This window comes from Pseudomonas sp. 14P_8.1_Bac3, assembly GCF_025466085.1.
Taxonomy (GTDB): Bacteria; Pseudomonadota; Gammaproteobacteria; order Pseudomonadales; family Pseudomonadaceae; genus Aquipseudomonas.
This window is the reverse complement of sequence record NZ_JANLOD010000071.1, coordinates 1-16,991: the sequence shown is the minus strand read 5'-3', so window position 1 is coordinate 16,991 and position 16,991 is coordinate 1. Positions and strand designations below refer to the sequence as shown.

Here is a 16,991-nt window from a genome sequence, read left to right as displayed (position 1 = left end):
GATCAAAGGAAAGCACCCATGAACAAAATCATCCTGCCGGTACTGGCCATTTTGCTAACCGCGCAATCCCCGGCCTACGCCATCAACGACAAGTACCGCAAACAACTCGAGCAATCCGGGTGCACCCAGGTGAGCGAAACCCAGGGCTGCGATATCCACAAGAGCAAAGCCGAAAACGCCAGGGCCGGGTTTACCGACCCTGCGGCGGACAGCGCAAACACCCAGACGCCGTACGCCGGGCAGTGGGTCGCGAAGAGCGAGGTCGGCGCGACCGTTGCGACGATTCGGATCGATGCCAAGGAGCAGGTGTGGGTGAATGGCAAGCGGGTCAATGCCAAGCGCATCGATGGCGCGCTGCAGTTCAAGCAGGGGAAGATCACCTTCACGATTCAGGGGGATCGACGACTGACAGGGCAGGATTACTGGACGGACAGTGATGCCGGGACAAAGGGGCCGATTGAGATCGAGTGAGCCGCTGCCAATGACTACATACAGGTCTCCTGTGGGAGCGGGCTTGCCCGCGAAAGCGGTGTGTCAGTCACTGTTATTTCGCCTGATACATCGCTTTCGCGAGCAAGCCCGCTCCCACAGGTTTTTGGGCAAGCCTTGAGAACTAAGCTTCCCAACCCGCCCCACTGACCGCCTCTTGCGCCAACGGATGCAAATCCGCCCCATGATGCTCGGTCTGCCAGGCCAGCAATTCCTTGCGCATGCCCGGCGTCCAGAACATTTGCAGATGATTCCTCACACCCAGCACCGCCGCTTGCCGGTCCGGCTCGCTGGCGAAGTACTGGGCGATCTGGTTGACCATCTTGATCAGGTTGTCCGTGCTCATCGGCGCACCTCCGCTTTTTCGCCACGGGCCTGACGGCGGTCCTTGAGCAGACGGTCCTGTTCGTCACTGAAAGCCTGGTAGCGTTTTTGCCATTCGGAAGGGTGGTAGACGCGGCTGACTTCCACCGCGGTGACCTTGTATTCCGGACAGTTGGTGGCCCAGTCGGAGTTGTCGGTGGTGATGACGTTGGCCCCCGATTCCGGGAAGTGGAACGTGGTGTAGACGACGCCGGGCGCGACCCGCTCGGTGACCCGCGCACGCAACACAGTCTGCCCGGCACGGCTGCCGATGCCGACCCAGTCGCCTTCATTGATACCGCGGCTCTCGGCGTCGGTCGGGTGGATTTCCAGCCGGTCTTCGTCGTGCCAGGCGACGTTGTCGGTGCGTCGGGTCTGGGCGCCGACGTTGTACTGGCTGAGGATGCGTCCGGTGGTCAGCAGCAGCGGATAACGACCGTTGACCTTTTCCTCGGTCGGCACATAACCGGTGAGCATGAAGCGCCCCTTGCCGCGCACGAATTGCTCGATGTGCATGGTCGGCGTGCCGTCCGGTGCCCCGGCGTTGCACGGCCATTGCAGGCTGCCGTGGCGATCCAGTTCGGCGTAGCTGACGTGGGTGAAGGTCGGCGTCAGGCTGGCGATTTCATCCATGATTTGCGACGGGTGCTGGTAATCCATCGGGTAGCCCAGCGCATTGGCCAGAGCCACCGTGCCTTCCCAGTCGGCCTTGCCGCCCAGCGGTTCCATGACCTTGCGCACCCGGGAAATGCGCCGCTCGGCGTTGGTGAAGGTGCCGTCCTTCTCCAGGAACGAACTGCCTGGCAGGAACACGTGGGCGAAGCGGGCGGTTTCGTTGAGGAAAATATCCTGCACCACCACGCATTCCATGGCCGACAGCGCCGCGGTGACGTGCTGGGTATTCGGGTCGCTCTGGGCGATGTCCTCGCCCTGGCAGTACAGGCCCTTGAACGTGCCGGCCAGCGCCGACTCGAACATGTTGGGAATGCGCAGGCCCGGATCGGGTTGCAGGGTGACGTTCCAGGCCTGTTCGAATTGCGTGCGCACCACTTCGTTGGAGATGTGACGGTAGCCCGGCAACTCGTGGGGGAAGGAGCCCATGTCGCAGGAGCCCTGCACGTTGTTTTGTCCGCGCAACGGGTTCACGCCGACGCCTTCGCGGCCGATGTTGCCGGTGGCCATCGCCAGGTTGGCGATGCCCATGACCGAGGTGCTGCCCTGGCTGTGCTCGGTGACGCCCAGGCCGTAATAGATCGCCGCATTGCCACCCGTGGCGTACAAGCGCGCGGCGGCGCGGATGTCGGCCGCGGGCACACCGCACAGCGGACCGATGACTTCCGGTGCGTTTTCCGCACGGCTGACAAACTCGCTCCAGCGGGCGAAATCACTGCCCTCGCAGCGTGCATCGATAAAGGCCTGATCTTGCAGGCCCTCGGTGATGATCACGTGGGCCAGGGCGTTGAGCATGGCGACGTTGGTGCCCGGACGCAGCGCCAGGTGTAGCTCGGCGCGGGCGTGCACCGAATCCACCAGGTCAATGCGCCGTGGGTCGATGACGATCAAACGTGCGCCTTCCCGCAGGCGGCGTTTGAGCTGGGAAGCGAACACCGGGTGGGCGTCGCTGGGGTTGGCGCCCATCACCAGGATCACGTCGGCCTTCATCACCGAGTCGAAACTCTGGGTGCCGGCGGACTCGCCCAACGTTTGTTTCAAACCATAACCCGTCGGCGAATGGCAGACCCGCGCACAGGTGTCGACGTTGTTGTTGCCGAACGCGGCCCGCACCAGTTTCTGCACCAGGTAGGTTTCTTCGTTGGTGCAGCGGCTGGAGGTGATGCCACCGATGGAGTCGCGGCCATATTTTTGCTGCAACCGACGGAATTCGCTGGCGGCGTAGGTCACCGCTTCATCCCAGCTGACTTCCTGCCACGGGTCGCTGATGTTCTTGCGGATCATCGGCGTGGTGATGCGATCAGGGTGGGTGGCGTAACCCCAGGCAAAGCGGCCCTTGACGCAGGAGTGGCCGTGGTTGGCCTGACCGTTCTTGTCCGGCACCATGCGCACCAGCGTGTCGCCTTTCATTTCGGCGCGGAACGAGCAACCCACGCCGCAATAGGCACACGTAGTGATCACGCTGCGTTCTGGCTGACCCAGTTCCACCACGCTTTTTTCCATCAGCGTCGCGGTCGGGCAGGCCTGCACGCAGGCGCCGCAGGACACGCATTCCGAGTCGAGGAAATTCTCGCCACCGGCAGCGGACACGCGAGACTCGAAGCCGCGTCCGGTGATGGTCAAGGCAAAGGTGCCCTGGGTTTCCTCGCAGGCGCGTACGCAGCGGTTGCAGACGATGCACTTGCTGGGGTCGTAGTCGAAATAGGGGTTGGAGGTGTCTTTCACGTCGGCCAGATGGTTGTCGCCTTCATAGCCATAACGCACCTCGCGCAGGCCGACCTGACCAGCAACGGTTTGCAGCTCGCAGTTGCCGTTGGCCGAGCAGGTCAGGCAGTCCAGCGGGTGATCGGAGATGTACAGCTCCATGACGTTGCGGCGCAGGGTTGCGAGCTTTGGCGTCTGGGTGTGCACGGTCATGCCTTCTGTGACCGGCGTGGTGCAGGAGGCCGGGTAGCCGCGCATGCCGTCGATTTCCACCAGGCACATGCGGCAGGAACCGAACGGTTCCAGACTGTCGCTGGCACACAGTTTCGGAATGGTGGTGCCCATCAGCGCAGCGGCGCGCATCACCGAGGTGCCTTCGGGCACGCTGATGCTGCGGCCGTCGATGTTCAGGGTCACTTGCACCTGGCTGTCGCGGGCGGGCGTGCCCAGGTCGATATCGGTTTTCGGGTCGAAGAGAGTAATCATTGCTCGGCCTCCGAAGGCTGCAGACCGAAGTCGGCGGGGAAATACTTGAGGGCGCTGGCCACCGGGAAAGGGGCCATGCCGCCCAAGGCGCACAGCGAACCGTATTGCATCGTGTCGCACAGGTCCTTGAGGATGAGCGCCTGCTCATCGCGACCGCTCTGGTCCGGCGCGGCCAGCAGGCGATCGATCACCTCCACACCGCGGGTCGAACCGATGCGGCACGGCGTGCATTTGCCACAGGATTCCTCGGCGCAGAACTGCATGGCGAAACGCGCCATCTGCGCCATGTCCAGGCTGTCGTCAGCCGCCACCACACCACCGTGGCCGAGCATCGCGCCCATCGCGGCGAAGGCCTCGTAATCCAGCGGCGTATCGAATTGCGACGGCGGCACCCAAGTGCCGAGCGGGCCGCCGACCTGCGCGGCTTTCAGCGGTCGACCACTGGCAGTGCCACCGCCGTAGCCCTCCAGCAGCTCCCGCAGGGTCAGGCCAAAGGCCCGTTCCACCAGGCCGCCGTGACGAATATTGCCTGCCAGTTGAAACGGCATCGTGCCCAGGGAACGGCCCATGCCGTAATCGCGATAGAACTGCGCGCCCTTGGCCAGAATCAACGGCACCGAGGCCAGGGTCAGCACGTTGTGCACCAGCGTCGGTTGGCCGAACAAACCTTGCAACGCGGGGATCGGCGGCTTGGCGCGGACGATCCCGCGTTTGCCTTCCAGAGAATCCAGCAGTGCGGTTTCTTCACCGCAGATGTACGCACCTGCACCGACGCGCACTTCCAGATCAAACGCCTGACCGCTGCCGCCGACATTCGCGCCGAGGTAACCGGCGGTGCGGGCAATGTTCAGCGCGGCGCGCAACGTGGCCACGGCGTCGGGGTACTCCGAGCGCACATAGATGTAGCCGAGGGTGGCGCCAACGGTGATGCCGGCGATGGACATGCCTTCGATCAGCAGGAACGGGTCGCCTTCCATCAGCATGCGGTCGGCAAATGTGCCCGAGTCGCCTTCGTCGGCGTTGCACACGATGTACTTCTGCGCCGCCTGGGTCCCGCGCACCGTGCGCCATTTGATCCCGGCGGGGAACGCCGCGCCGCCACGGCCACGCAGGCCTGAATCGAACACCGCCGTCGCCGTCTGCTCGCCGCCAATGGCGACGGCCCGGTTCAAGCCCTCGAAACCGCCGTGGGCCCGGTAATCGTCCAGCGACAGCGGCCGGGTGATACCGGCGCGGGCGAACAGCAGGCGTTGTTGAGTCTTCAGATAAGGCAATTCTTCCACCAGGCCCAAGGCCAGTGGATGCGCGGACGCGTTGCCTATGGCATCGAGTACCGACGGCACATCAGCCGCAGTCAATGGACCGAAACCGATCCGGCCTTGCGGGCTGTCCACTTCCAGCAACGGTTCCAGCCAATACAGGCCGCGCGAGCTGGTGCGTTGCAATTCCAGCGGCAGATGGCGTTCCTGGGCCTGAGTGATCAACGCCGTGGACACCTCGTCGGCGCCCACGGCGCGGGCCAGCGAATCACAGGGCAGATAGAGCGTCGGCATCACGCGTCCTCCTGGCAAGCGTCGAGCAGCGCATCCAGACGCTCGGCGCTGAGCCGCGCATGCACCCGACCATCCAGTTCCAGCGCGGGCGAGCAAGCGCAGGCGCCCAGGCAATACACCGGACGCAAACTGATGCTGCCGTCAGCGCTGCTGCCGTGATCGTCCATTTGCAGACGCTCGCGCAACTGCGCGGCCAGTTGCTCGGCACCGCGACTCTTGCACGACTCGGCGCGGCACAGACGCAGAATGTGTCGGGCCGGCGGCGCGGTACGGAAGTCATGGTAAAAACTGATCACCCCGCGAATCTCGGCCTGACTCTGATTAAGGGCGTGGGCAATCTCGGGGACGGCGGCATCGGGGATGTAACCGATGCGTTCCTGAATATCATGAAGAATGGGCAACAGCGCACCCGGGGAGCCCTTGTGGCGCTCCAGCAGGCCGTTGACTATCGGCAGGTGCAACAACTCATCAGGCATTCAGCAATCCTCACGGTCACGGACACACCAGAAGGTCGTCGGTTGTCCGAAAGTGTCGGCTGCGGCACTCACACCACGTCACGGAATCGTGGCATTTTCAGGCCGTTGGCCAGGGCACCCTTGGCGGGCATCTTGTTGTGCCCGATGCGGTCTTCGCCGCACCTCAATAAGGGCATAAAAGGCAGATTGCCACGCGGCCTTTGATTTAACTGCACCAAAGCGACGTGTTCGGTTCTGTCTACGACTATCTATTGAGTCTAGATGAGACTGGCGCGGGGCGTTCGCCCGGCTGCTCAATGCCCCGAGGGCTTGTCGATGAGCAGGTATATCAGGCGTTGCAGGTAAGAAACAGCATCAGATCGGTGGGTGGTTCTACGGTGCAGAACGTTGATGTGCCGCGGTGGGTGGACCTGCTCGCGAAAACGCCGGCCAAACATTGCCTTCATTTCACCGCAATCCCTGTGGGAGCGGGCTTGCCCGCGAAGGCGTCAGACCATGCAACACAAATGCTGAATCAATTGTGTTCAGTATCTCGGTCGTTGGTGATTGCCGAGGAAGCACGTAGCGGATGAAGATCGAAGGCTTACCGTTGCATGTAGATATAGTTTTAGAAAGAAGGCACTGGTTTACCCATGTCCATGTTCTGGCATCGTAGAACCGCGGCGCGCCGCCCATCACGGCATCGGGCGGCAACCTACGTCGAATGCTATAGTCCGCCGCGCTTTTTAGCTTCGATTGCGCACTGAAGCACAGGGAGAATAGTCATGACCATCTACACCGCGGGCTACGAAGGGCTCACCATCGACGCGTTCATTGCGCGACTCCAGCAGGCCCATATCGACAAGGTGCTTGATGTTCGGGAGTATCCGATCTCTCGAAAAAAGGGCTTTTCCAAGAAAGCATTTGCTGAGTGTCTGCGCGGCGCAGGCATTTCGTATGAGCACAGTCCACCACTCGGATGCCCGAAGCCCATACGAAATCGATACAAAGAAGATGGCGATTGGTCTGTGTACTCCCGCGATTTCCGGACCTACATCCGCACTCAGGCGGCAGTGCTAAGTAACCTGGTGTCCAGCGCCGCAGAACAGCGCATTTGCATGGTTTGCTATGAAGCGGACGCAAGTTTCTGCCATCGAAGCCTGATTGCAGAAGCCGCTCAAGAATTGGACGGCTCCCTGCAAGCAAGGCATCTTCCAGTCAAAATAGAGAAAATTGCGGATCTGTTTCACGCGGTAGCTTAGGTGGGTAGATGAGGCTAACAATCAGCCATTGCCCAGGGAATCGGTGGATAGTTCCCATCAGCAGCATAAGGTCCCTACTGGGGAGTTCAACGTTAAGCTTTTGTCGAAACGGCGCTTCCCAGCCTTCTGCACCATGTCGACGACGAACGTTTCTGTAGAGCTGGCTAACTTCCCAGTCCACAATCTTGTGCGTATACGATTTGAGCTCACCATCGGCTAAGCATTCGTATGTGTAATGAAAGTCGAACGGCACTTTCTCCAGCCGTTTTATGCTCGCTCGTTCCTGATGCTCATCGAACAGGTTGGGCTGTCGCTGGAGAGACTCCAGTTTTTCGATTTCCTGAGCTGTCCATTCCTCTGATGCTGCTTTGCGAATTTGCAATTCAGTTATACGTGCAGGTCTGAGCAGGCCCAAAGTGACATTGTTCTCCTGTCGCGCATTTTCTAATTCATCAAAGCTGTTGTAGATGGTCAGTTTGTCCAGAAACGTGCGCCTTTCTGTCCAGTCCGCCGCAGGTAGCCTTGTACCCACAATTATAGTATCCACTCCAATCTTGTGGCTTTCTGGTCTTCTGTCTGCCGGGCTTCTTTCAATAAAGGCTTCAATCCATTGCCATTTCGCGAACTGCTGATCTTCAGTGATCAGGCGAAATGGAACAGGAAAAAGGCGTATGAGATTGCCTTGCTCGTCCATGCCGGCAACGCAGGACGTTTCGGCATATGTTGCGCTAGGGGAAGGATATGTCTTGCAGAGAATGAGTATCCGAGCTTTCCGTCGCATTTTCACCAGATCCGTTTGGCTTTTTTGAACTCTATCTAGTCATCTGAGCGATGAACAGTTGCTAGCAATACTTGGCTCTCTGACCAGGCTGGTCTTCTGTTACCCAATATGTCTTTTACGCCGTAAATCCGCTAGCCGACCGAGGCCCTTCGACCAAGGCCTTGTACACCGGGATCTTCCAATGTGTGTAGCGCTCCATGTACTCGGATCGCCGGTAGAACTCGCCGCGAAAACTGGTGGCCCAGCGTTCCAGAGCGTGAAGACGACGGGAAATGCCTAGGGAGTTTATTGCTTAAGGCGATTTTCCGCATGAATACGTCCTTGTGATGCCGGAAAAGTCTTTAGTTGTCGTCTGTTGGCGCTATGGAAAAGTGGACAGATTTATTTCCATATAAGAATACGTGGGCCGCCCGAAGGGCTTCTCGATGAGGGCTGTAGATCAAGCGCTGCAAGTGAGAAACAGCGTTAGGTCTGAGGGTAATTTCAGAGCGCAGAGCTTTTCGATTGCGCTGATTTGTTCTGCTGTCAGGTGGTAGTCATAGACGCAATCGTCGTCCTTCGCCCAGCTCATGATTGGCTTGAGGTCTGTGACGGAAACCGGGATTTCCAATTCATAGGAAGCGAAATCCTCACCTTCGGGAACGCCCATAATCACGTGTCTCATACTTCTACTTTCCTTGTGATATCTACTTGTTTATTCCGATCACCTGCCTCATAGCCGACCCCGGCATTCTCTCCAAGCCAGCGCCCATTTCAACCACCTCACAAATCCCTGTGTGCGGGCTTGCCCGCGAAGGCGTCAGTCCAACCACCCAAAAACGTGAACCGACCACAACCTCTGCAGGAGCAAGCTCGCTCGCGAAAATCGCGAAGCCGCCGTCATCCCCACTGAATGACCGCCCTCTCGCGAGCAAGCTCGCCCCAACAGTATCACCTAGGCTCAAACGCCAGGCAGACGTTGGCCGTTCAGCCGCTACCCCTCAGCCATCCCCTCCGCCCGCTTATTCGCCAACTCATTATCCCGATCCCGCGTAATCACTTTCGTCACATCATCCATCAGCGCCTTACCCATCGCCGTCAAATAATGCGCAGCCCACGCGTGGTAGTCCGAGTCCTTGGCATACGCCGCCTCCTTGGTCAGCGCCTTGGCGAGGCAGAGGAAATCAGAGGCCATGCCCAGCGCATCGCCCAGGGGGACGTTGCGGGTGACGTGGAATAACGCTTGATCGCCGCAGTAAATCGCGGGGGTCAGGCCGATGGTTTTGAGTTCGGGTTGGTTGGTCATTGGTCACCTCCGAGGATGGAGATGTGGTGGGGGAGGGTGTTACGCGATTGGGAATTGAGTAGAGGGAAAAGCCAAATTTTGTACGGATTGGTGCTGCGCATTATCAAACTCCTTGATATGAGGAGCTGCCACGTTCGTTACCACACGAATGGGTGACAGCTGTGCGCAGGGTGGTAAACCGGGAATCAAGGAAACCGGCACGCCCGAAGGCGTCCCACGCACAGCCGCCATAACTCACGCTTGCAGGCATAAAAAAAGCGCCGGCAATCGTGATGGGGGCGCTGTTGCGCCTTGAATAACTCGGGTTACCACACCCGGTCGCTGAATTGGCAGCGACGGTGGGAGGGTATCGTGCTGATATTTTTCCTGCAACCTTTGGCGGCTGATACCCCTAACCGCACGAGTGGAGGAATGTGATCTGTCCCAATGCTTTCCATCTTTTGGCATGGGTAGCCGCTACGCTCAAAGGCCGTTATCGGCCAATAGCGTCTATTCTAGAAGGGCCGTTTTCGACCCAACGCCGTCACTTGAAAACCCGAAGTAAAGCTACTGAATAAGTCTTTTCGACATGATGATCGTTCGCTCGGACTCGTGAAATACGTCTCGAATTTTCTTGAAGCCAAGCGAAGCATAAAAGCCTTCGGCAGTAATAGAGGATGGGACGTGCAGCAGGTTGAATCCTTCGGATAAGGCGATGAATTGAATCCTTGCCATCAACTTTGTTCCGATGCCCTTCCCTTGATATGCCGGTTCGACAAATACACTTCGAACAACATCTTGATCAAGACCGGCCGTTGCGATGACCTGATTTTTGAGTATTGCTACGAAGACTTTACGCTGTGTCAGTAGACGAAGGACGGCCTGCGCAGAAAAGCTTAGCTCTACTTGATTGATGACATCGGATGAATAGTCCTGGGCATTGGACTCGCGAAGGGTGCCAATAATGAGCCGGCTGATGGCAAGGGCGTCCGCGTTCACTGCTTCTCGAATTAGGCAATCCATTCAATCAACTCCTTCCGTGGGGTTATTGATCGTAATGAGATGCGGCCATGTTCGCTAGCGTGAGAGGACTGCTGGCCGTTAGCTGTCCGTCGCGAATGGAAGCCCTTTCAGGCTACACGCCTTCCTTCATTGAATGTCTTTCAGATAATCCTTGAGCGCGATTAGCGGATGTTCAAGCTGATCCAGTGTCCGTGCAGAGTTGAAGTCTGCCGCCAACCGATACAGCTCGCGCCCCAAAACGGTATCAACACCGCCGACAGCTTCCAGTGCAAGATTCAGGCACATTGCCACCTTGGTCTGGATCCCTTCAACATCCCCCCGGCGCACCAACAACCCAAAAACCTCCCGCTCATAATCCCCCATCACCAGATCATCCCGCAGAATCGGACTCGACCCCTCCGTCTCATAAGCCAGCTTGAGACAAAACAGAGCAACGGTTTCCAACAACACTTCCATGGGGTAATCCTTGAACAGGGGTCTTACCGATCGAGGGTGCGACAATCAACGAAGCATCGCCAGCAAGCCGGCTCCTACACGTCGGTGGGGTGTCAGGTGCTTTTCTGCGGACGAAAAAAAAGGCCTTGCAAAGCAAGACCTTTCTTAATTTTGGTGCCCCGAGGGAGACTCGAACTCCCACTCCTTTCGAAAACGGATTTTGAATCCGCCGCGTCTACCAATTCCGCCATCAGGGCTCAATGGCGGCGAAGTATAGAGAGGTGATTACCGTCGGTCAATCACGTTTCATGGAGAATTTTCACTATTTCCGCTAGACTTCCGGCCCCTGCTAGACGAACCCCATCATGCGCGTTGCTGACTTTACTTTCGAACTCCCTGATTCGCTGATTGCTCGCCATCCTTTGGCCGAGCGTCGCAACAGTCGCCTGTTGACCCTGGATGGGGTCAGCGGCGCCCTGGCACACCGTCAATTCACTGATTTGCTTGAGCATTTGCGCCCGGGCGACTTGATGGTTTTCAACAATACCCGGGTGATTCCGGCCCGGCTGTTTGGCCAGAAGGCTTCCGGCGGCAAGCTGGAAATCCTGGTGGAGCGGGTGCTCGACAGTCATCGCGTGCTGGCCCATGTGCGCTCCAGCAAGTCGCCGAAACCGGGGTCGAAAATCCTTATCGACGGCGGTGGCGAAGCCGAGATGCTGGCGCGTCACGATGCGTTGTTCGAGCTGGGTTTTAGTGAGGAGGTGTTGCCGCTGCTCGACCGCGTCGGGCACATGCCGTTGCCTCCTTATATAGATCGCCCGGATGAAGGCTCGGACCGCGAGCGTTATCAGACGGTGTACGCCGAGCGCCTGGGCGCGGTGGCGGCGCCGACGGCGGGGCTGCATTTCGATCAGCCGCTGATGGAGGCGATTGCCGCCAACGGCGTCGAGACGGCGTTCGTGACCTTGCACGTCGGGGCGGGCACGTTCCAGCCGGTGCGCGTCGAGAAAATCGAAGATCACCACATGCACACGGAGTGGCTGGAAGTCGGTCAGGACGTGGTCAATGCCGTGGCCGCGTGCCGCGCTCGCGGTGGTCGTGTGGTGGCGGTGGGGACCACCAGCGTGCGTTCGCTGGAAAGCGCCGCGCGTGATGGCGTGCTCAAGCCGTTCAGTGGCGACACCGACATCTTTATCTACCCGGGCAGGCCGTTTCATGTGGTCGATGCCCTGGTCACCAATTTCCATTTGCCCGAATCCACGCTGTTGATGCTGGTTTCGGCGTTCGCCGGTTATCCCGAAGCGATGGCCGCCTATAAAGCCGCCGTCGAGCATGAATACCGCTTTTTCAGCTACGGTGATGCGATGTTTATCACCCGTAACCCCGCACCACGTGGCCCAGAGGAAACAGAATGAGTCGCCAAAGTCGTATGTCGTTTGAGTTGCTTGCTACTGACGGCAAGGCTCGTCGCGGTCGTTTGACCTTCCCGCGCGGTACTGTCGAGACTCCGGCGTTCATGCCGGTCGGTACTTACGGCACCGTGAAGGGCATGCTGCCGCGGGACATCACCGCGACCGGCGCGGAAATCATTCTGGGCAACACCTTCCACTTGTGGCTGCGTCCGGGCACCGAAGTGATCAAGAAGCACGGCGACCTGCACGATTTCATGCAGTGGAAAGGCCCGATTCTTACAGACTCCGGCGGTTTTCAGGTGTTCAGCCTGGGCGCGATGCGCAAGATCAAGGAGGAGGGCGTGACCTTCGCTTCTCCGGTCGATGGCGCCAAGGTGTTCATGGGGCCGGAAGAGTCGATGCAGGTTCAGCGTGACCTCGGCTCGGACATCGTGATGATTTTCGACGAATGCACGCCGTACCCGGCCGATGAGGACGTCGCGCGGATTTCGATGGAGCTGTCGTTGCGTTGGGCCAAGCGTTCGAAAGAAGCCCATGGCGACAACACGGCGGCGCTGTTCGGCATCGTCCAGGGCGGCATGCACCAGGACCTGCGCATGCGTTCGCTGGAAGGCCTCGACCAGATCGGTTTCGATGGCCTGGCCATTGGCGGCCTGTCGGTGGGCGAGCCGAAGCACGAGATGATCAAGGTGCTGGATTATCTGCCGGGCCAGATGCCGGCTGACAAACCTCGTTACCTTATGGGCGTTGGCAAACCGGAGGATCTGGTTGAGGGTGTGCGCCGCGGTGTGGACATGTTCGATTGCGTGATGCCAACCCGTAATGCCCGCAATGGGCATCTGTTCATTGATACCGGCGTGCTGAAGATCCGTAACGCGTTCCATCGCCATGATGATTCGCCGCTCGATCCGACCTGCGATTGCTATACCTGCCAGAACTTCTCACGCGCTTATCTGCATCACCTGGACAAGTGCGGCGAAATGCTGGGAAGCATGCTCAATACCATCCATAACTTGCGTCATTATCAAGTGCTTATGGCTGGTTTGCGCGAGGCTATTCAACAGGGTACATTGGCCGCCTTTGTCGATGCCTTCTACGCCAAACGCGGGTTACCTGTTCCGCCTTTGGACTGAGTTTTCTGACCCCAAGATTCAACATTTGCAACTGGAGTGCTAAATGAGCTTTTTTATCTCTAATGCCATGGCTGACGCTGCTGCACCGGCAGCTGCTGGCCCAATGGGCGGCGGCTTCGAGTGGATTTTCCTGGTCGGTTTCCTGGTCATCTTCTACCTGATGATCTGGCGTCCACAGGCCAAGCGCGCCAAAGAGCAGAAGAACCTGCTGGGCAGCCTGCAGAAAGGCGACGAAGTTGTGACCACCGGTGGTATCGCCGGCAAGATCACCAAAGTGGCCGACGATTTCGTGGTGCTGGAAGTGTCCGACACCGTCGAAATGAAGTTCCAGAAAGGCGCCATTGCCGCCACGCTGCCAAAAGGCACGCTGAAAGCGATCTAAGTTTCAACTTCTACTCAATCGACGGGGCGCGCAAGGCGCCCCGCGTCATAAGCGGGCGGCGTGATGCTGAACAAATACCCTCTGTGGAAATACATTCTGATCCTGGCGGTGCTGGCGGTCGGTCTGATTTATTCCGCTCCCAATCTTTATCCTGATGACCCGGCCATTCAGGTCAGCGGTGCAAGCACTGCGCTGCAGGTCAACCAGGCTGATCTGGACCGTGTGAGCACTGCGCTCAAGGAGTCCGGGATCAACGTCAAGGCGACCTCGCTGACCGCGGGCGGCAAAGGCGGTCTGATTCGTCTGGTCAAGGCTGAAGACCAACTGCCGGCCAAAGACGTCGTGCGCAAGGCCTTGGGTGATGACTACGTCGTTGCACTGAACCTGGCGCAAACCACCCCGCAATGGCTGCGCAGCCTGGGCGCGCACCCGATGAAGCTGGGTCTGGACTTGTCCGGTGGTGTGCACTTCCTGCTCGAAGTGGACATGGACAAAGCCCTCGACGCACGCCTGAAAGTCTACGAAGGTGACGTGAAGAGCCTGTTGCGCAAAGAGAAACTGCGCTATCGCAGCCTGCCGCAACTCAACGGTGCCATTCAGTTGGGCTTCACTGATGAAGCTTCCCGCGAACAGGCCCGTGCACTGATCCGCAAGAGCTTTAACGATTTCGACATTGTTCCGGCCGACCTCAATGGTCAGGCGGTGCTGCGTCTGGCGATGACCCCGGCCAAGCTGGCGGAAATCCGCGAATACTCCATCAAGCAGAACTTGACCACGGTACGTAACCGCGTCAACGAGCTGGGTGTTGCCGAACCGATCGTCCAGCGTCAGGGCGCCAACCGCATCGTGGTTGAGCTGCCGGGCGTGCAGGACACTGCAGAAGCCAAGCGTATCCTTGGCAAGACGGCCAACCTTGAGTTCCGTTTGGCCGCTGAGCCCGGCGCTTCGAAAGCCACTTCCGAAACCTTCGAGTTCCGTGAAGGCAAGCGTCCGCCCGCACAGATCGAGCGTGGCCTGATCATCACCGGTGACCAGGTGACGGACGCCAAGGCTGGCTTCGGCGAGCACGGCACGCCGGAAGTGAACATCCGTCTGGATGGCCACGGCGGCGAACTGATGAGCCGCGCCACGCGCAGCAACGTCGGTCGCAGCATGGCGGTGATCTTCATCGAGCAACGTCCGGTCACTACTTACGTCAAGCAAGTGGTTAACGGCGTCGAGAAAGACGTACCGGTTCAAACGTTCAAAGAAGAGAAGAAGATAATCAGCCTGGCGACCATCCAGTCGCCCCTGGGTGCTCAGTTCCGCATCACTGGCCTGAACGGCCAGGGCGAATCGTCCGAACTGGCGCTGCTGTTGCGTGCCGGTGGTCTGGCGGCGCCGATGTACTTTGCTGAAGAGCGCACCATTGGCCCGAGCCTGGGTGCCGACAACATCACCAAAGGTATCGATGCGTCGCTGTGGGGCATGTTGTTTGTCTCGCTGTTCATCATCGCCATCTACCGCTTCTTCGGCCTCATCGCCACCGTCGCGCTGGCGGTGAACATGGTGTTGCTGCTGGCCCTGATGTCGCTGCTGGGTGCCACGCTGACCCTGCCGGGTATCGCCGGTATCGTCTTGACCATGGGTATGGCGGTCGACGCCAACGTACTGATCTTCTCGCGAATTCGTGAAGAGATCGCCGCGGGCATGACTGTACAACGGGCAATCAACGAAGGCTTCGGTCGGGCATTTACTGCGATTCTCGACGCCAACCTGACCACGTTGCTGGTTGGCGGGATTCTCTTTGCGATGGGCACCGGCCCGGTCAAAGGTTTCGCAGTGACCATGTCCCTCGGGATCTTTACCTCGATGTTCACGGCCATCATGGTGACCCGCGCGATGGTCAACCTGATCTTCGGCGGTCGTGACTTCAAGAAGTTGTGGATTTAAGGGGCTGCCATGTTACGTACAATCAACTTCATGGGCGTTCGCAACTTTGCGTTCGGCGTCACATTGTTCCTTACCGCCCTGGCGCTGTTCAGTTGCTGGCACAAGGGCATGAACTGGGGCCTGGATTTCACCGGCGGTACGCTCATCGAGCTGACCTACGAGCGTCCGGCCGATGTCACCAAGGTGCGTGAGCAGTTGGTGACCTCGGGCTATCACGAGGCTATCGTGCAGAACTTCGGTGCGACTACCGATCTGCTGGTGCGCATGCCGGGTGAAGACCCGCAACTGGGTCATCAGGTCGCGGAAGCCTTGCAGAAGGTCGGCGGCGATAACCCGGCCACGGTCAAGCGCGTCGAGTTCGTCGGCCCGCAGGTCGGTGAAGAACTGCGCGACCAGGGTGGCCTCGGCATGCTGATGGCGCTGGGCGGCATCCTGATCTACCTGGCGTTCCGCTTTCAGTGGAAGTTTGCGGTCGGTGCCATCGTTTCGCTGATCCATGACGTAATCGTGACCATCGGTATCCTGTCGTTCTTCCAGATCACCTTCGACCTGACGGTGCTGGCGGCGGTACTGGCGATCATTGGTTACTCGCTCAACGACACCATCGTGGTATTCGACCGGGTTCGTGAGAACTTCCGTGTGCTGCGCAAGGCCAGCCTGATCGAGAACATCAACATCTCGACCACGCAAACCCTGCTGCGGACCATGGCGACGTCGATTTCCACTTTGCTGGCGATCGCGGCACTGCTGTTCTTCGGTGGCGACAACCTGTTCGGCTTCTCCATCGCCCTGTTTATCGGTGTGCTGGCGGGGACCTACTCGTCGATCTACATCGCCAACGTGGTGCTGATCTGGCTGAACCTGAGCAGTGAGGATTTGATTCCTCCTGCGGCAACCGAGAAGGAAGTCGACGACCGTCCATAACGGCCATCGCTTTCCCGGCTGTCAGCCTAAAAAGGCGCGAGTTGAACTCGCGCCTTTTTTTATGCTCCAAGGCTGGGAGAAGCGCGGGCGTGTCCCGCATGTGATGGTCAGGAGGTTCATGTGAACAAGTCGATGCTGGTTGGTGCTGTACTGGGTGCTGTCGGTGTGACTGCCGGGGGTGCTGTGGCCACCTACAGCCTGGTTAAAAACAACGGTCCGGAGTATGCGCAAGTACTCGCCGTTGAGCCGGTCAAGACACAGATCAAGACGCCACGTGAAGTGTGCAAGGATGTCGCAGTGACTCGGCAGGCGCCGGTCAAAGATCAACACCAGATCCTCGGCACGGCCATTGGCGCGGTCGCCGGTGGCTTGCTGGGTAACCAGATCGGCGGTGGTACCGGCAAGAAGATTGCCACCGTGGCCGGCGCAGTCGGCGGTGGTTACGCCGGTAACAAGGTTCAGGAAGGTATGCAGAACCGCGATACCTACACCACGACGCAGACTCGCTGTAATACCGTGAATGACATCAGCGATAAAGTGGTTGGGTACGACGTTCGTTACTCGCTGGATGGCAAGGAAGGCAAAGTGCGGATGGACCGCGATCCGGGTAACCAGATCCCTGTGGACAAGGAAGGCAAGCTGATCCTGTCGCAGGCTCAGCCGGGGCAGTGATTTACGGAACACAAAAAAAGCACCCCGAAGGGTGCTTTTTTGTGGGCGC

General features: G+C 59.0%; 17 protein-coding genes and 1 tRNA gene. 8 read left to right on the top strand and 10 right to left on the bottom strand.

Annotation, left to right across the window (positions count from 1 at the left end):
- Nucleotides 1–18 precede the first annotated feature (18 nt).
- Nucleotides 19–471, top strand: coding sequence for a hypothetical protein (locus tag NTD84_RS25235; protein WP_262171270.1), 453 nt, complete (start codon nucleotides 19–21; stop codon nucleotides 469–471).
- A 142-nt stretch (nucleotides 472–613) separates the two neighbouring features.
- On the opposite strand, the gene NTD84_RS25230 is transcribed toward NTD84_RS25235, so the two are convergent.
- Genes NTD84_RS25230 through NTD84_RS25215 form a run of 4 tightly spaced genes read right to left on the bottom strand, consistent with a single transcriptional unit; the run spans nucleotide 614 to nucleotide 5,743 of the window.
- The gene (locus NTD84_RS25230; RefSeq protein WP_262171267.1) at nucleotides 614–835 is read right to left on the bottom strand and encodes a formate dehydrogenase subunit delta; all 222 of its coding nucleotides are present in this window, start codon (nucleotides 833–835) and stop codon (nucleotides 614–616) included.
- Nucleotides 832–3,714, bottom strand: a complete 2,883-nt coding sequence (gene fdhF, locus NTD84_RS25225) for a formate dehydrogenase subunit alpha (protein WP_262171264.1) — start codon at nucleotides 3,712–3,714, stop codon at nucleotides 832–834. The genes NTD84_RS25230 and fdhF overlap by 4 nt, the downstream gene beginning before the upstream one ends.
- Nucleotides 3,711–5,267 (bottom strand): formate dehydrogenase beta subunit, encoded by a 1,557-nt coding sequence (locus tag NTD84_RS25220; protein ID WP_262171262.1) that lies wholly within the window; start codon nucleotides 5,265–5,267, stop codon nucleotides 3,711–3,713. Before NTD84_RS25220 ends, fdhF begins: the two co-directional genes overlap by 4 nt.
- Complete coding sequence (locus NTD84_RS25215) at nucleotides 5,267–5,743, bottom strand: formate dehydrogenase subunit gamma (RefSeq protein ID WP_262171261.1); 477 nt, start codon at nucleotides 5,741–5,743, stop codon at nucleotides 5,267–5,269. Before NTD84_RS25215 ends, NTD84_RS25220 begins: the two co-directional genes overlap by 1 nt.
- A gap of 764 nt (nucleotides 5,744–6,507) precedes the next feature.
- On the opposite strand from NTD84_RS25215, the gene NTD84_RS25210 reads away from it, so the two are divergent.
- Complete coding sequence (locus NTD84_RS25210) at nucleotides 6,508–6,984, top strand: DUF488 family protein (RefSeq protein WP_262171259.1); 477 nt, start codon at nucleotides 6,508–6,510, stop codon at nucleotides 6,982–6,984.
- On the opposite strand, the gene NTD84_RS25205 is transcribed toward NTD84_RS25210, so the two are convergent.
- The 6 genes from NTD84_RS25205 to NTD84_RS25180 all read right to left on the bottom strand — a co-directional run bounded on the left by NTD84_RS25205 (nucleotide 6,941) and on the right by NTD84_RS25180 (nucleotide 10,744).
- A complete protein-coding gene (locus NTD84_RS25205) occupies nucleotides 6,941–7,678 on the bottom strand; it encodes a hypothetical protein (RefSeq protein WP_262171257.1) in 738 nt (245 codons plus the stop codon). The two genes, NTD84_RS25210 and NTD84_RS25205, sit on opposite strands and share 44 nt — an antisense overlap.
- 526 nt (nucleotides 7,679–8,204) lie before the next feature.
- Entirely contained in the window at nucleotides 8,205–8,429 is a 225-nt protein-coding gene (locus tag NTD84_RS25200) for a hypothetical protein (protein ID WP_262171254.1), read from the bottom strand.
- 309 nt (nucleotides 8,430–8,738) lie between these two features.
- Nucleotides 8,739–9,050: a DUF3077 domain-containing protein gene (locus NTD84_RS25195; RefSeq protein WP_262171252.1), complete on the bottom strand. Its 312-nt coding sequence runs from the start codon at nucleotides 9,048–9,050 to the stop codon at nucleotides 8,739–8,741.
- Between the two features lie 546 nt (nucleotides 9,051–9,596).
- Nucleotides 9,597–10,052, bottom strand: a complete 456-nt coding sequence (locus tag NTD84_RS25190) for a GNAT family N-acetyltransferase (protein ID WP_262171249.1) — start codon at nucleotides 10,050–10,052, stop codon at nucleotides 9,597–9,599.
- A 126-nt stretch (nucleotides 10,053–10,178) separates the two neighbouring features.
- Nucleotides 10,179–10,508, bottom strand: a complete 330-nt coding sequence (locus NTD84_RS25185; RefSeq protein ID WP_262171248.1) for a hypothetical protein — start codon at nucleotides 10,506–10,508, stop codon at nucleotides 10,179–10,181.
- Between the two features lie 151 nt (nucleotides 10,509–10,659).
- A tRNA-Leu gene (locus NTD84_RS25180) sits at nucleotides 10,660–10,744 on the bottom strand.
- A gap of 108 nt (nucleotides 10,745–10,852) precedes the next feature.
- Between NTD84_RS25180 and queA the strand changes: the two genes are divergently transcribed.
- The 6 genes from queA (at nucleotide 10,853) to NTD84_RS25150 (ending at nucleotide 16,942) form a co-directional block, all read left to right on the top strand.
- Nucleotides 10,853–11,902, top strand: a complete 1,050-nt coding sequence (gene queA, locus NTD84_RS25175) for a tRNA preQ1(34) S-adenosylmethionine ribosyltransferase-isomerase QueA (RefSeq protein WP_262171247.1) — start codon at nucleotides 10,853–10,855, stop codon at nucleotides 11,900–11,902.
- A 14-nt stretch (nucleotides 11,903–11,916) separates the two neighbouring features.
- Nucleotides 11,917–13,032 (top strand): tRNA guanosine(34) transglycosylase Tgt, encoded by a 1,116-nt coding sequence (tgt, locus tag NTD84_RS25170; protein ID WP_170219133.1) that lies wholly within the window; start codon nucleotides 11,917–11,919, stop codon nucleotides 13,030–13,032.
- A gap of 43 nt (nucleotides 13,033–13,075) precedes the next feature.
- Nucleotides 13,076–13,414 carry a preprotein translocase subunit YajC gene (gene yajC / locus NTD84_RS25165; protein WP_003185175.1) on the top strand — a complete coding sequence of 113 codons (339 nt, stop codon included), beginning with the start codon at nucleotides 13,076–13,078 and terminating at the stop codon, nucleotides 13,412–13,414.
- 63 nt (nucleotides 13,415–13,477) lie between these two features.
- Nucleotides 13,478–15,346: a protein translocase subunit SecD gene (secD, locus tag NTD84_RS25160; RefSeq protein ID WP_262171243.1), complete on the top strand. Its 1,869-nt coding sequence runs from the start codon at nucleotides 13,478–13,480 to the stop codon at nucleotides 15,344–15,346.
- Between the two features lie 9 nt (nucleotides 15,347–15,355).
- Complete coding sequence (secF, locus tag NTD84_RS25155) at nucleotides 15,356–16,270, top strand: protein translocase subunit SecF (protein WP_262171241.1); 915 nt, start codon at nucleotides 15,356–15,358, stop codon at nucleotides 16,268–16,270.
- A gap of 120 nt (nucleotides 16,271–16,390) precedes the next feature.
- Complete coding sequence (locus tag NTD84_RS25150) at nucleotides 16,391–16,942, top strand: glycine zipper 2TM domain-containing protein (RefSeq protein ID WP_262171238.1); 552 nt, start codon at nucleotides 16,391–16,393, stop codon at nucleotides 16,940–16,942.
- The last annotated feature ends 49 nt before the right edge of the window (nucleotides 16,943–16,991 follow it).